This is a genomic window from Paenibacillus sp. M2, from assembly GCF_046713495.1.
Classification (GTDB): Bacteria; Bacillota; Bacilli; order Paenibacillales; family Paenibacillaceae; genus Paenibacillus; species Paenibacillus amylolyticus_B.
In genome coordinates this window covers 6,457,110-6,469,167 of the sequence record NZ_CP169648.1, presented here as the reverse complement: position 1 = coordinate 6,469,167, position 12,058 = coordinate 6,457,110, and the positions used below count along the sequence as shown (strand labels likewise).

The following is a 12,058-nucleotide window of genomic DNA, read 5'->3' as shown; positions in this document are numbered from 1 at the left end:
GGAGACCCATTACATGGCTAGAGAGTTCTCCTTGAAAAATACACGTAATATCGGGATCATGGCTCATATTGATGCGGGTAAAACCACGACAACTGAGCGGATCCTGTTTTACACAGGACGTACGCACAAAATCGGTGAAGTACACGAAGGCGCTGCGACAATGGACTGGATGGAACAGGAACAGGAGCGCGGAATTACGATTACTTCCGCTGCAACTACCGCTGCTTGGAAAGGCCACCGCGTTAATATTATTGATACCCCGGGACACGTTGACTTCACTGTTGAAGTTGAACGTTCCCTTCGTGTATTGGACGGAGCAGTTGGTGTATTCAGTGCGAAAGAAGGCGTTGAGCCTCAGTCCGAAACCGTATGGAGACAGGCTGACAAGTACGGCGTACCTCGTATCGCATATGTAAACAAAATGGATATCATCGGTGCTGACTTCCTGAACGTTGTATCTGACATGCGTGATCGCCTTCAAGCGAACGCTGTTGCGATTCAACTTCCAATCGGTGCTGAAAATGATTTCAAAGGTATCATTGATATCGTTGCACAAAGAGCTCATATGTACAAAGATGACCTCGGGCAAGATATCGAAGAAACCGATATTCCTGCAGAATTTGCAGATCAAGTTGAAGAACTTCGCAACGAGTTGATTGAGCGCGTTGCTGAACTGGATGAAGAATTGACAATGAAATACCTGGAAGGCGAAGAGATCACAATTGATGAGATCAAAACCGTACTCCGTAAAGGTGTTGTAGATGTTAAGATATTCCCAGTTATCTGTGGATCCTCATATCGTAACAAAGGTGTTCAACTGATGTTGGATGCTGTTGTCGACTACTTGCCAGCTCCAACGGATGTTGCATCGATCACGGGACATCTTGAAGATGGAACTGAAGCAATTCGTAAGTCATCCGATGAAGAGCCATTCTCCGCATTGGCATTCAAAATTATGACTGACCCTTACGTTGGTAAATTGACATTCTTCCGCGTATACTCTGGTGTTCTTCAATCCGGATCATATGTATTGAATGCCACTAAAAACAAACGTGAGCGTATCGGTCGTATCCTTCAAATGCATGCGAACAGCCGTCAAGAAATCACTGTAGTATACTCCGGTGATATTGCAGCTGCCGTAGGTTTGAAAGATACAGGTACAGGTGATACACTATGTGATGAGAAAAATCCGGTTATCCTGGAGTCAATGAACTTCCCTGATCCGGTTATCGAAATCGCTGTTGAACCTAAAACCAAAGCTGACCAGGATAAACTGGGTGTTGCTCTCGGTAAGTTGACTGAAGAGGATCCAACTCTTCGTGCTCATACTGACGAAGAAACAGGCCAAACGATCTTGGCAGGTATGGGTGAGCTTCACCTTGATATCATCATCGACCGTATGCGTCGTGAGTTCAAGGTTGAAACTACTGTGGGTAAACCACAAGTAGCTTACCGTGAAACATTCCGTGCTCCAGCGCGCGTTGAAGGTAAATTCGTACGTCAATCCGGTGGTCGTGGTCAATACGGTCACGTATGGGTTGAATTCGAACCTCTCGAGCCGGGTACAGGCAGCCAGTTCGAAAGTAAGGTTGTCGGTGGTTCCGTACCAAGAGAATACATTCAACCTGCACTGTCAGGGATTGAAGAGCAAATGAAAAACGGCGTTATTGCAGGCTTCCCGCTTGTTGACGTTAAGGCTACAATCGTAGACGGATCTTACCATGATGTCGATTCCAATGAGATGGCATTTAAAATTGCCGGATCTATGGCGCTTAAAGCGGCTAAAGACAAGTGTAAACCAGTTCTGCTTGAGCCTATCATGAAAGTAGAAGTAACCGTTCCAGAAGAGTACATGGGTGACGTAATGGGTATGTTGAACTCCCGTCGTGGCCGCATCGAAGGTATGGATTCCCGTAGTGGAGCTCAAATCATCCGTGCTAAGGTACCTCTGTCTGAAATGTTTGGTTACTCTACAACTCTTCGTTCCGGTACTCAAGGACGCGGCGTATTCTCCATGGAACTCTCCCACTATGAAGAAGTTCCTAAGAGCATCGCTGAAGAAATCGTTGCCAAAACAAAAGGCACCGAGTAGTTTTCTCACACTGGATGCAAGTGCATAAGAATTCAATTCGGAGCACTTCATTCAGTGAAAACATAAAATTATAATTTTAAGGAGGCCACGTTCAAATGGCAAAGGCTAAATACGAACGTAATAAACCCCACGTTAACATCGGTACTATTGGTCACGTCGATCACGGTAAAACAACTCTGACTGCTGCAATCACAACTGTATTGTCCAAAACTTACGGTGGTGCTGCAATTGCATTCGATCAAATCGACAAAGCTCCAGAAGAGCGCGAACGCGGTATCACAATCTCTACATCACACGTTGAGTACGAAACTGACACTCGTCACTACGCTCACGTTGACTGCCCAGGGCACGCCGACTATGTTAAAAACATGATCACTGGCGCGGCTCAAATGGATGGAGCTATCTTGGTAGTATCCGCAGCAGACGGCCCAATGCCACAAACTCGTGAGCACATCTTGCTCTCTCGTCAAGTAGGCGTACCTTACATTGTTGTATTCTTGAACAAATGTGACATGGTTGAAGACGAAGAGTTGTTGGAATTGGTTGAGATGGAAGTTCGCGACCTTCTTAACGAATATGAGTTCCCAGGTGACGATACTCCAATCACTCGCGGATCCGCTCGTGAAGCTCTGGCAAACCCAGATGGCGAATGGGCTCAAAAAATCGTTGAGATGTTCAAAGAGATCGACACTTACATCCCACTGCCTGAGCGTCAAACTGACAAGCCTTTCTTGATGCCTGTCGAGGACGTATTCTCCATCACTGGTCGTGGTACTGTTGCTACTGGCCGTGTAGAGCGTGGTACGGTTAAAGTCGGCGAAGAGATCGAAATCGTTGGTATCACTGAAGAAACTAAAAAATCCGTTGTAACAGGCGTTGAGATGTTCCGTAAATTGTTGGATTCCGCTCAAGCGGGTGACAACATCGGTGCATTGTTGCGTGGTGTTGACCGTACTCAAATCGAGCGTGGTCAAGTACTTGCAAAACCAGGTTCTGTTAAGCCACACACAGAATTCACAGCTCAAATCTACGTTCTGACTAAAGAAGAGGGCGGACGTCACAAACCATTCTTCACTGGTTACCGTCCACAGTTCTACTTCCGTACAACTGACGTAACAGGCATCATCAACTTGCCTGAAGGTACTGAAATGGTAATGCCTGGTGATAACATCACTGTTACTGTTTCCCTGATCTCCCCAATCGCGATTGAAGAAGGAACTAAATTCTCCATTCGTGAAGGCGGACGTACAGTAGGTGCCGGTTCCGTAGCATCTATCCAAAAATAATTCGGCTTAACGCTGAATAAAGCATATGTAACAGTGTACTGGAACGAGTAACATTGTATTGTAACGAAGCTTCGGAAGAGTTCTTTATCCGACATCGGATAGAGAACTCTTTTATTATGTTTAAAGTTCGGAACCTGCGTCATACGAAATGAACATCATTTACGAGTTTAGAAGGATTGGCAAGGCAGCCTGGATATTGAAGATTAACACTGCAATAAACGAAGTCATTTCATCAGAAAAGATAAGTTTAAATGTTTTTCTTAAATATGCTTGCAATACGCCTATCTTTTCTATATAATAATGAATGTTGTTCTGTGACGTTGCGATGATGTGAGAGGTTACTGGCACACCCGGCCCCTTTGCCATGGGAGAGTGGCTAGAAAATTTTCACGGAGTATGTCCGATAAAAAATTGGGCGATAGAAGGAGGGACTAAAATGGCAAAGCAAAAAATTCGTATTCGTTTGAAAGCTTACGACCACAGAATTCTTGATCAATCCGCGGAGAAAATTGTTGAAACAGCAAAACGTTCGGGTGCTGGTGTATCCGGTCCGATTCCGCTTCCTACTGAAAAACAAATCATTACTATTCTTCGTGCGGTGCACAAGTACAAGGATTCTCGGGAACAATTCGAACAACGTACACATAAACGTTTGATCGACATCGTTAACCCGACTCCACAAACTGTGGATGCCTTGATGCGCTTGGATCTGCCGTCCGGTGTAGATATCGAAATTAAATTGTAATACAAGCTACAACAAAGACCATGTATAAAGGAAAAGAGGTGTCAACATGAAAGCAATCTTAGGAAAAAAACTCGGAATGACTCAAGTATTTACTCCTGAAGGTAACGTCGTTCCAGTAACGGTTATCGAAGCAGGCCCTTGTGTTGTTTTGCAAAAGAAAGACATTGAGAACGATGGCTACGAAGCAATTCAAATCGGTTACTCCGATAAGAAAGAGAAAAATGCTAACAAGCCAGAAGCAGGTCACGCTAAAAAAGCGAACACTGCCCCTAAGCGCTACGTTCGTGAAGTTCGCGGTATCAACATCGCAGAATATGAAGTTGGCCAAGAACTGAAAGCTGACATTTTCGCTGAAGGCGAATTCGTTGACGTAACGGGTATTTCTAAAGGTAAAGGTTTTGCCGGCGTTATCAAACGTTGGGGACAAAGCACTGGACCTATGTCACACGGTTCGCGTTACCACCGTGGCCCTGGTTCAATGGGTTCGATCCAAGCTAACCGCGTTCCTAAAGGCAAACGCCTGCCAGGACACATGGGACATGATACTATTACAATTCAACGTCTTGAAGTAGTTAAAGTAGACGCTGAGCGGAACGTATTGCTCGTGAAAGGTTCCATTCCTGGACCGAAAAACAGTCTCATTAGAGTTAAAGAAACGGTGAAAAAATAACCACTGAAGAAAGGAGGAACACAAAATGCCAAAAGTATCAGTTTACAATGTAGATGGTAGCCAAGTAGGCGAAGTTGAATTGAACGATGCGGTTTTCGGAATTGAGCCGAACCAACACGTTCTGTACGATGCAGTTCTTATGCAACGCGCTTCCCTTCGTCAAGGTACCCACAAAGTAAAAGGACGTTCTGAAGTTCGTGGCGGTGGACGTAAGCCTTGGAAACAAAAAGGTACAGGTCGCGCTCGTCAAGGTTCAATTCGTTCACCACAATGGAAAGGCGGCGGTATCGTATTTGGTCCAACACCACGGAGCTATGCGTATAAACTGCCTAAGAAAGTTCGCCGCTTGGCGATCAAATCAGCCCTTTCATCCAAAGTGCTTGACAATGACATTATCGTTTTGGACGCTCTCACGTTGAGTACGCCTAAAACTAAAGAGTTTGCAGCCATCTTGAGTAACCTCAAAGTGGGACGTAAAGCTTTGATCGTAGCTCCTAGCTATGATGATAATGTAGCTCTTTCCGCACGGAATATTCCAGGCGTGAAATTCGTAGCTGCTGACGGTATTAATGTTCTTGACGTGCTCTCGCACGACAAATTGATCATTACGAAAGAAGCAGTTCAGAAGGTAGAGGAGGTGCTCGCGTAATGAAGGATCCTCGTGATATTGTAAAACGTCCGATTATTACGGAACGTACTGCTGACATGATGAACGACTTGAAATATGTATTTGAAGTCGATATCCGTGCAAACAAAACCGAGATCAAAAAGGCAGTAGAAGCTATTTTCAATGTAAAAGTGAAAAACGTGAACACGCTTCGTGTTCCAGCTAAGCCGAAACGGTACGGACGTTATTCCGGATATACTAGCGAATGGAAAAAAGCGTTTGTAACGTTGACAAAAGACAGCAAAACGCTTGAGTTCTTTGAAACTGTATAATTGAATTTTTGAAGTAAGGAGGGAAACCCAGTGCCAATCAAAAAGTATAAACCAACATCCCCGGCAAGACGGAACATGTCCGTTTCTACATTTGAGGAAATCACCACAAATCAGCCGGAGAAATCGTTGTTGGCCCCGTTGAGCAAACAAGCAGGCCGCAACAACCAAGGTAAAATTACAGTTCGTCACCATGGTGGTGGACACAAACGTAAATACCGTATCATTGACTTCAAACGTACTAAAGATGGAATACCGGGCCGCGTTGCTACGATTGAGTATGACCCGAACCGTACATCCAACATCGCTCTGATTCACTATGCTGATGGTGAAAAGCGTTATATCATCGCTCCTAAAGGTTTGAAAGTTGGAGATCAAGTATTCTCCGGACCTGAATCAGACATCAAAATCGGTAACGCACTGCCACTCGAAAACATTCCAGTAGGTACCGTTATCCACAACATTGAGTTGAAACCAGGTAAAGGCGGACAATTGGTTCGTGCTGCTGGTACAGAAGCTCAATTGCTTGGTAAAGAAGAAAAATACGTTTCCGTTCGTCTCTCTTCCGGAGAAGTTCGTCGTATTTTGAAAGTTTGCCGCGCGACAATCGGATCTGTAGGTAACCAAGACCACGAGCTCATCAAAATCGGTAAAGCCGGTCGTAGCCGTTGGTTGGGTAAACGTCCTGAGGTTCGTGGTGTAGTAATGAACCCTAACGATCACCCACACGGTGGTGGTGAAGGTCGTGCTCCAATCGGACGTAAATCGCCAATGTCACCATGGGGTAAACCTACACTTGGTTACAAAACGCGTAAGAAAAATAAAGCTTCTGATAAATACATCATTCGCCGCCGCACGAAGTAATACACACTGTGCATAACTTCGTGAGGCATCTGCGGATGCATAATAGCTATGTTTGAAGGGAGGATCTCCACATGGGTCGCAGTTTGAAAAAAGGGCCATTCATTGATGGCTACATGCTTAAAAAGGTAGAAGAGATGGAAGCTTCAGGTAAGAAGAATGTGATCAAAACCTGGTCCCGTCGTTCTACAATTTTCCCGCAATTCATCGGACACACATTTGGCGTTTACGATGGTCGTAAACACGTGCCAGTGTATGTAACTGAGGACATGGTCGGACACAAACTGGGTGAGTTCGCTCCAACCCGTACGTACAAAGGCCATACTGCTGATGATAAGAAAACAAGAAGATAAATGAATATCTTTAATGTTTGAAAGGAGGTTACACAATGGAAGCAAAAGCACATGCTAAGTTTATCCGGATTGCTCCTCGTAAAGCTCAACTCGTTGTTGACTTGATTCGCGGCAAGCAAGTAGGTGAGGCGGTTGCCATTCTCCGTCACACTCCGAAATCTGCTTCTCCAATCGTTGAGAAGTTGCTTAACTCCGCTATTGCGAATGCGGAACATAACTATTCTTTGGATGTTAACAACTTGGTTATCTCGCAAGCTTACGTGAACCAAGGACCGACAATGAAACGTTTCCGCCCTCGTGCAATGGGACGTGCAAGTCGTATTAACAAACGTACTAGCCACATTACTTTGGTGGTATCTGAGAAGTAGAAGGAGGGGAAATGTGTGGGCCAAAAGGTAAATCCAGTCGGACTCCGTGTCGGAATTATCCGTGACTGGGAATCTAAGTGGTATGCAGGCAAAGACTTCGGTGATCTTTTGATGGAAGACGTGAGAATTCGTGAATTCCTGAAAAATAAATTGAAAGACTCCGCTTTATCTCGTGTAGAAATTGAGAGAGCGGCTAACCGCGTAAACGTAACGATTCACACTGCTAAACCAGGTATGGTTATTGGTAAGGGTGGTTCGGAAGTTGAAAATCTTCGTAACCAAATTACGAAAATTGCTGGCGGTAAAAAAGTACACATCAACATTTCTGAAATTAAGAACCAAGACTTGGACGCTGTTCTTGTAGCTGAAAGCATTGCACAACAATTGGAACGTCGTGTTTCTTTCCGTCGTGCTCTGAAACAAGCAATTCAAAGAACTATGCGCTCCGGTGCTAAAGGTATCAAAACTCAAGTAGGCGGACGTCTTGGCGGTGCTGAGATCGCACGTTCTGAAGGCTACAGCGAAGGAACTGTTCCACTGCACACACTGCGTGCTGACATTGACTATGGTACAGCAGAGGCTCATACTACTTACGGACTTATCGGCGTAAAAGTATGGATCTATCGTGGAGAGGTTCTTCCTACGGCTAAGAAACAAGCTGCTAAGGAAGGAGGCAACTAATCATGTTGGTACCAAAACGCGTAAAACACCGTAAGCAACAACGTGGACATATGAAAGGCCAAGCTAAAGGCGGAACGACTCTGAACTTTGGCGAATACGGTCTGCAAGCTACGGAACCGGCTTGGATTACGAACCGTCAGATCGAAGCGGCTCGTATTGCGATGACTCGTTACATCAAACGTGGTGGTAAAGTTTGGATCAAAATTTTCCCAGACAAACCAATCACTCAAAAGCCTCTCGAGGTTCGGATGGGTAGCGGTAAAGGTAACGTAGAAAAATGGGTTGCAGTAGTGAAACCAGGTAAGATCATGTTTGAACTTGCTGGTGTACCGGAGGAAATTGCACGCGAAGCAATGCGTCTTGCCGCTCACAAACTGCCAATCAAAACGAAGTTCGTGAAACGTGAAGAATTGGGTGGTGAAGCAAATGAAAGCTAGTGAATTTCGCAACCTAACCTCTGCTGAAATCGAGCAAAAGATTGCCGGATTTAAAGAAGAACTCTTTAACCTCCGCTTTCAATTAGCTACCGGTCAGCTGGATAACCCGACTCGCATCCGTGATGTGCGGAAAGAAATAGCTCGTGCTAAAACCATTATCCGTGAGAGAGAATTGGGAATCGGTTAATTAGGGATAGGATGGACAATCCGTCCGTAATCAGGAAGGAGGCCAACAATGAGCGAAGAACGTAACGCACGTAAAGTGCAAACTGGTAAAGTGGTCAGCGATAAAATGGACAAAACGATTGTTGTTGCTGTAGAAACTTACAAAAAACACAACTTGTACCATAAACGCATTAAGGTTACTAAAAAATTCAAAGCGCATGACGAAGAAAACACTGCGAAAATCGGTGACACGGTGAAAATCATGGAGACTCGTCCGCTTTCGAAAGATAAACGCTGGAGACTTACTGAAATCGTAGAAAAAGCGGTTATCATCTAATGCATCAGCAGCATTGCTGAAAGGAGGAATACTAAATGATTCAACCATTTACACGTTTGACTGTGGCCGACAACTCCGGTGCGAAGGAACTGATGTGTATCCGCGTACTCGGCGGTACGGGACGTCGTACAGCTCAAATCGGTGATCTGATCGTTTGTTCTGTTAAACAAGCAACACCAGGCGGCGTTGTCAAAAAAGGTGATGTAGTTAGAGCGGTTGTCGTTCGTACGAAACGTTCTGTACGTCGTAAAGACGGTTCCTACATCGGTTTTGATGAAAATGCAGCGGTTGTTGTAAAAGACGACAGAAGCCCACGTGGAACACGTATTTTCGGACCAGTTGCTCGCGAACTTCGCGATAAAGACTTCATGAAAATCGTTTCCTTGGCTCCAGAAGTTATCTAAAGCTTAATCTCGTGATGTTAGAAACAGGAGGTGTACGAAATGCCAAGAGTGAAAAAAGTTCTGGAATCCCATAACAACAAACTTCACGTTAAAAAGGAAGATACGGTTATGGTGATCAGCGGTAAAGACAAAGGTAAAAAAGGCCGTGTCATCGCTGCTTATCCTCGTGAGAACCGCGTCCTTGTGGAAGGTGTTAACATGGTGAAAAAACACCAGAAACCTAACCAGCAAAACCCGCAAGGCGGCATTATCGAGAAGGAAGCTCCGATTCACGTTTCCAACGTAATGCACATCGATCCGAAGAGCGGAAAAGTAACCCGTGTAGGTTACAAAGTTTTGGATAACGGTAAGAAAGTGCGCGTTGCTAAACGTTCCGGAGAAATTATCGACTAATTGAACCGAATGAGAAAGGAGGGCTATGATTCATGGCATCAAGAATGAAAGAACGTTACCTGCAAGAAATCGCTCCTGCTTTGATGCAGAAGTTTAACTATACAACGGTAATGCAAGTGCCGAAAATCGAGAAAATCGTTATCAACATGGGTGTGGGCGACGCTGTCCAAAACTCTAAAGTGTTGGATTCCGCAGTAAGCGATTTGCAACTGATCGCAGGTCAAAAACCTGTAATCACTCGTGCTAAAAAATCTATCGCAGGTTTCAAACTGCGTGAGAATATGCCTATCGGTGTGAAAGTAACATTACGCGGTGAGCGTATGTACTACTTCCTAGATAAATTGCTCAACGTAACGCTTCCTCGTGTCCGCGACTTCCGCGGTGTATCGAGTAAAGCTTTCGATGGACGTGGTAACTACACACTGGGTCTGAAAGAGCAACTGATCTTCCCAGAGATCGAGTATGATAAAGTTGATAAAGTCCGCGGTATGGATATTGTCATCGTAACAACGGCGAAAACAGACGAAGAGTCCCGCGAATTGCTCACGCAAATGGGAATGCCTTTCGTTAAGTAATGTTGGCATAACGTTTCCGGGTGTCTGGAAAGACTCCCTTTTCTCCGAAATTATTTAGGAGGTGTCAGGCTAAGTGGCAAAAACTTCGATGAAAGTTAAACAACAACGTACACCTAAGTTTAAAGTACGTGCATATACACGCTGTGAGCGTTGCGGACGTCCACATTCGGTCCTGCAAAAGTTCAAAATTTGCAGAATTTGTTTCCGTGAATTAGCTTATAAAGGCCAGATCCCTGGCGTGAAAAAAGCAAGCTGGTAAAAAGTCCTGAACGGGAAGGAGGTTAACTCACAATGACTATGTCTGATCCAATTGCAGATATGCTTACTCGTATTCGTAACGCGAACACTGTTCGTCACGAAACGGTAGAAATGCCTGCTTCGACAATGAAAAAACAAATCGCCGATATCCTGAAGCGTGAAGGTTTCATCCGTGACGCTGAAGTTATCGATGATAACAAACAAGGGATTATCCGTGTTTTCCTGAAATACGGTCAAAATAACGAGCGCGTTATCACTGGTCTGAAAAGAATCAGTAAACCTGGTCTTCGTGTTTACACGAAAAGCAACGAAGTACCTCGTGTACTTGGTGGCCTGGGAATCGCGATCATCTCGACATCTAAAGGTATCATGACGGACAAAGAAGCTCGTCAATCGAAATCCGGCGGAGAAGTCGTTTGCTACGTTTGGTAATATAACGTCACAAGATAGGAGGTGCAACATATGTCTCGTATTGGTCGCAAACCAATCACAGTACCAAGTGGTGTAGACATCACCCTGGACAACACCGTTATTACGGTAAAAGGACCTAAAGGAACTTTGACTCGTGAGCTTCATAAAGACATGAAGGTTACAGTTGAAAATAACGAAATCACAGTTGTGCGTCCTTCCGATAACAAAACTCACCGTTCTTTGCACGGCACAACGCGTAGCGTTGTAAACAATATGGTGAGCGGCGTTACTGAAGGATTCGCGAAATCTCTGGAATTGGTTGGGGTCGGATATCGTGCAAGCAAATCCGGAGATAAAATCGTTCTGAACGTTGGTTACTCTCACCCGGTTGAAATTACACCGGAAGCGGGAATCGAATTCGAAGTACCTTCGAATACAAAAATCATCGTTCGCGGAATTGACAAAGAGCGTGTAGGTGCTTACGCTGCTAAAATCCGTTCCGTACGTGAACCTGAGCCGTACAAAGGTAAAGGTATTAAATATGAAGGCGAGCGTATCATCCGTAAGGAAGGTAAAGCCGGTAAGAAGAAATAAGATTTCTCTTACCGCCTTTGCGCGGCTTTCGGCTTGCTTGCTTCGTGTGTTTCTAATATACCCCGTGGCTTCTGCTTTGAAGCCAGCGAGGTAACCTGAAAGGAGTGAATCTTTGAGATGATTACGAAACCAGATAAAAATAAGGCTCGTCTGAAAAGACACCTTCGTGTTCGTAAGAAAATCCAAGGAACGGCAGCACGTCCTCGTTTGAACGTATTCCGTTCTGGTAAACATATGTATGCTCAAATCATCGATGATGTTGCTGGTGTAACAATCGCTTCCGCGTCTACCGTAGACAAAGAATTGAGCACTGACATCAAAAATGGTGCATCTGTTGAATCAGCTCGTAAAGTTGGCGAACTCGTTGCTAAACGTGCTAAAGACAAAGGTGTTTCCAACATCGTATTTGACCGTAGCGGTTATCTGTACCATGGTCGTATCGCAGCATTGGCTGAAGCGGCTCGTGAAGCAGGACTTGAGTTTTAAGATATT

General features: G+C 44.8%; 20 protein-coding genes. All 20 read left to right on the top strand.

The genetic code is table 11. From position 1 onward, the window contains the following. Positions 1–13 precede the first annotated feature (13 nt). The 20 genes from fusA (at position 14) to rplR (ending at position 12,052) form a co-directional block, all read left to right on the top strand. On the top strand, positions 14–2,092 hold the full coding sequence (gene fusA, locus ACETMN_RS29635) for an elongation factor G (RefSeq protein WP_047841122.1): 2,079 nt from the start codon (positions 14–16) through the stop codon (positions 2,090–2,092). A gap of 95 nt (positions 2,093–2,187) precedes the next feature. Beyond that, the gene (gene tuf, locus ACETMN_RS29630) at positions 2,188–3,378 is read left to right on the top strand and encodes an elongation factor Tu (RefSeq protein WP_017692073.1); all 1,191 of its coding nucleotides are present in this window, start codon (positions 2,188–2,190) and stop codon (positions 3,376–3,378) included. 436 nt (positions 3,379–3,814) lie between these two features. Beyond that, the gene (gene rpsJ, locus ACETMN_RS29625) at positions 3,815–4,123 is read left to right on the top strand and encodes a 30S ribosomal protein S10 (RefSeq protein WP_017692074.1); all 309 of its coding nucleotides are present in this window, start codon (positions 3,815–3,817) and stop codon (positions 4,121–4,123) included. Between the two features lie 46 nt (positions 4,124–4,169). Then, positions 4,170–4,793: a 50S ribosomal protein L3 gene (gene rplC / locus ACETMN_RS29620; protein WP_017692075.1), complete on the top strand. Its 624-nt coding sequence runs from the start codon at positions 4,170–4,172 to the stop codon at positions 4,791–4,793. Positions 4,794–4,818: 25 nt separating this feature from the next. Continuing rightward, the gene (gene rplD, locus ACETMN_RS29615) at positions 4,819–5,442 is read left to right on the top strand and encodes a 50S ribosomal protein L4 (protein ID WP_017692076.1); all 624 of its coding nucleotides are present in this window, start codon (positions 4,819–4,821) and stop codon (positions 5,440–5,442) included. Next, on the top strand, positions 5,442–5,732 hold the full coding sequence (gene rplW, locus ACETMN_RS29610; RefSeq protein ID WP_017692077.1) for a 50S ribosomal protein L23: 291 nt from the start codon (positions 5,442–5,444) through the stop codon (positions 5,730–5,732). Before rplD ends, rplW begins: the two co-directional genes overlap by 1 nt. Before the next feature lie 30 nt (positions 5,733–5,762). Further along, a complete protein-coding gene (gene rplB, locus ACETMN_RS29605; protein WP_017692078.1) occupies positions 5,763–6,593 on the top strand; it encodes a 50S ribosomal protein L2 in 831 nt (276 codons plus the stop codon). A 71-nt stretch (positions 6,594–6,664) separates the two neighbouring features. Beyond that, positions 6,665–6,943 (top strand): 30S ribosomal protein S19, encoded by a 279-nt coding sequence (gene rpsS, locus ACETMN_RS29600; protein WP_017692079.1) that lies wholly within the window; start codon positions 6,665–6,667, stop codon positions 6,941–6,943. Positions 6,944–6,978: 35 nt separating this feature from the next. Continuing rightward, positions 6,979–7,311: a 50S ribosomal protein L22 gene (gene rplV, locus ACETMN_RS29595; RefSeq protein ID WP_017692080.1), complete on the top strand. Its 333-nt coding sequence runs from the start codon at positions 6,979–6,981 to the stop codon at positions 7,309–7,311. 15 nt (positions 7,312–7,326) lie between these two features. Next, positions 7,327–7,992, top strand: coding sequence for a 30S ribosomal protein S3 (gene rpsC / locus ACETMN_RS29590; protein ID WP_036607182.1), 666 nt, complete (start codon positions 7,327–7,329; stop codon positions 7,990–7,992). Positions 7,993–7,994: 2 nt separating this feature from the next. Further along, positions 7,995–8,429 carry a 50S ribosomal protein L16 gene (rplP, locus tag ACETMN_RS29585; protein WP_017692082.1) on the top strand — a complete coding sequence of 145 codons (435 nt, stop codon included), beginning with the start codon at positions 7,995–7,997 and terminating at the stop codon, positions 8,427–8,429. Beyond that, positions 8,419–8,616 carry a 50S ribosomal protein L29 gene (gene rpmC, locus ACETMN_RS29580; RefSeq protein ID WP_017692083.1) on the top strand — a complete coding sequence of 66 codons (198 nt, stop codon included), beginning with the start codon at positions 8,419–8,421 and terminating at the stop codon, positions 8,614–8,616. The genes rplP and rpmC overlap by 11 nt, the downstream gene beginning before the upstream one ends. 48 nt (positions 8,617–8,664) lie before the next feature. After that, complete coding sequence (gene rpsQ / locus ACETMN_RS29575; RefSeq protein ID WP_017692084.1) at positions 8,665–8,931, top strand: 30S ribosomal protein S17; 267 nt, start codon at positions 8,665–8,667, stop codon at positions 8,929–8,931. 35 nt (positions 8,932–8,966) lie between these two features. Beyond that, entirely contained in the window at positions 8,967–9,335 is a 369-nt protein-coding gene (gene rplN, locus ACETMN_RS29570) for a 50S ribosomal protein L14 (protein WP_017692085.1), read from the top strand. Between the two features lie 39 nt (positions 9,336–9,374). Then, positions 9,375–9,728 carry a 50S ribosomal protein L24 gene (gene rplX / locus ACETMN_RS29565; protein ID WP_017692086.1) on the top strand — a complete coding sequence of 118 codons (354 nt, stop codon included), beginning with the start codon at positions 9,375–9,377 and terminating at the stop codon, positions 9,726–9,728. Positions 9,729–9,760: 32 nt separating this feature from the next. Further along, positions 9,761–10,303, top strand: coding sequence for a 50S ribosomal protein L5 (gene rplE / locus ACETMN_RS29560; RefSeq protein WP_076216859.1), 543 nt, complete (start codon positions 9,761–9,763; stop codon positions 10,301–10,303). A 73-nt stretch (positions 10,304–10,376) separates the two neighbouring features. Beyond that, positions 10,377–10,562: a type Z 30S ribosomal protein S14 gene (locus ACETMN_RS29555; protein WP_013312154.1), complete on the top strand. Its 186-nt coding sequence runs from the start codon at positions 10,377–10,379 to the stop codon at positions 10,560–10,562. A gap of 32 nt (positions 10,563–10,594) precedes the next feature. After that, complete coding sequence (gene rpsH / locus ACETMN_RS29550; protein WP_017692088.1) at positions 10,595–10,993, top strand: 30S ribosomal protein S8; 399 nt, start codon at positions 10,595–10,597, stop codon at positions 10,991–10,993. A gap of 30 nt (positions 10,994–11,023) precedes the next feature. Then, entirely contained in the window at positions 11,024–11,566 is a 543-nt protein-coding gene (gene rplF / locus ACETMN_RS29545; RefSeq protein WP_017692089.1) for a 50S ribosomal protein L6, read from the top strand. A gap of 117 nt (positions 11,567–11,683) precedes the next feature. Continuing rightward, positions 11,684–12,052, top strand: coding sequence for a 50S ribosomal protein L18 (rplR, locus tag ACETMN_RS29540; RefSeq protein WP_017692090.1), 369 nt, complete (start codon positions 11,684–11,686; stop codon positions 12,050–12,052). Positions 12,053–12,058: the final 6 nt, after the last annotated feature.

What these genes read in the sequence shown, in the direction of transcription:
- fusA (WP_047841122.1), top strand. Translation starts at nt 14, where the DNA reads ATGGCTAGAGAGTTCTCCTTGAAAAATACACGTAATATCGGGATCATG.
- tuf (WP_017692073.1), top strand. Translation starts at nt 2,188, where the DNA reads ATGGCAAAGGCTAAATACGAACGTAATAAACCCCACGTTAACATCGGT.
- rpsJ (WP_017692074.1), top strand. Translation starts at nt 3,815, where the DNA reads ATGGCAAAGCAAAAAATTCGTATTCGTTTGAAAGCTTACGACCACAGA.
- rplC (WP_017692075.1), top strand. Translation starts at nt 4,170, where the DNA reads ATGAAAGCAATCTTAGGAAAAAAACTCGGAATGACTCAAGTATTTACT.
- rplD (WP_017692076.1), top strand. Translation starts at nt 4,819, where the DNA reads ATGCCAAAAGTATCAGTTTACAATGTAGATGGTAGCCAAGTAGGCGAA.
- rplW (WP_017692077.1), top strand. Translation starts at nt 5,442, where the DNA reads ATGAAGGATCCTCGTGATATTGTAAAACGTCCGATTATTACGGAACGT.
- rpsS (WP_017692079.1), top strand. Translation starts at nt 6,665, where the DNA reads ATGGGTCGCAGTTTGAAAAAAGGGCCATTCATTGATGGCTACATGCTT.
- rplV (WP_017692080.1), top strand. Translation starts at nt 6,979, where the DNA reads ATGGAAGCAAAAGCACATGCTAAGTTTATCCGGATTGCTCCTCGTAAA.
- rplP (WP_017692082.1), top strand. Translation starts at nt 7,995, where the DNA reads ATGTTGGTACCAAAACGCGTAAAACACCGTAAGCAACAACGTGGACAT.
- rpmC (WP_017692083.1), top strand. Translation starts at nt 8,419, where the DNA reads ATGAAAGCTAGTGAATTTCGCAACCTAACCTCTGCTGAAATCGAGCAA.
- rpsQ (WP_017692084.1), top strand. Translation starts at nt 8,665, where the DNA reads ATGAGCGAAGAACGTAACGCACGTAAAGTGCAAACTGGTAAAGTGGTC.
- rplN (WP_017692085.1), top strand. Translation starts at nt 8,967, where the DNA reads ATGATTCAACCATTTACACGTTTGACTGTGGCCGACAACTCCGGTGCG.
- rplX (WP_017692086.1), top strand. Translation starts at nt 9,375, where the DNA reads ATGCCAAGAGTGAAAAAAGTTCTGGAATCCCATAACAACAAACTTCAC.
- rplE (WP_076216859.1), top strand. Translation starts at nt 9,761, where the DNA reads ATGGCATCAAGAATGAAAGAACGTTACCTGCAAGAAATCGCTCCTGCT.
- rpsH (WP_017692088.1), top strand. Translation starts at nt 10,595, where the DNA reads ATGACTATGTCTGATCCAATTGCAGATATGCTTACTCGTATTCGTAAC.
- rplF (WP_017692089.1), top strand. Translation starts at nt 11,024, where the DNA reads ATGTCTCGTATTGGTCGCAAACCAATCACAGTACCAAGTGGTGTAGAC.
- rplR (WP_017692090.1), top strand. Translation starts at nt 11,684, where the DNA reads ATGATTACGAAACCAGATAAAAATAAGGCTCGTCTGAAAAGACACCTT.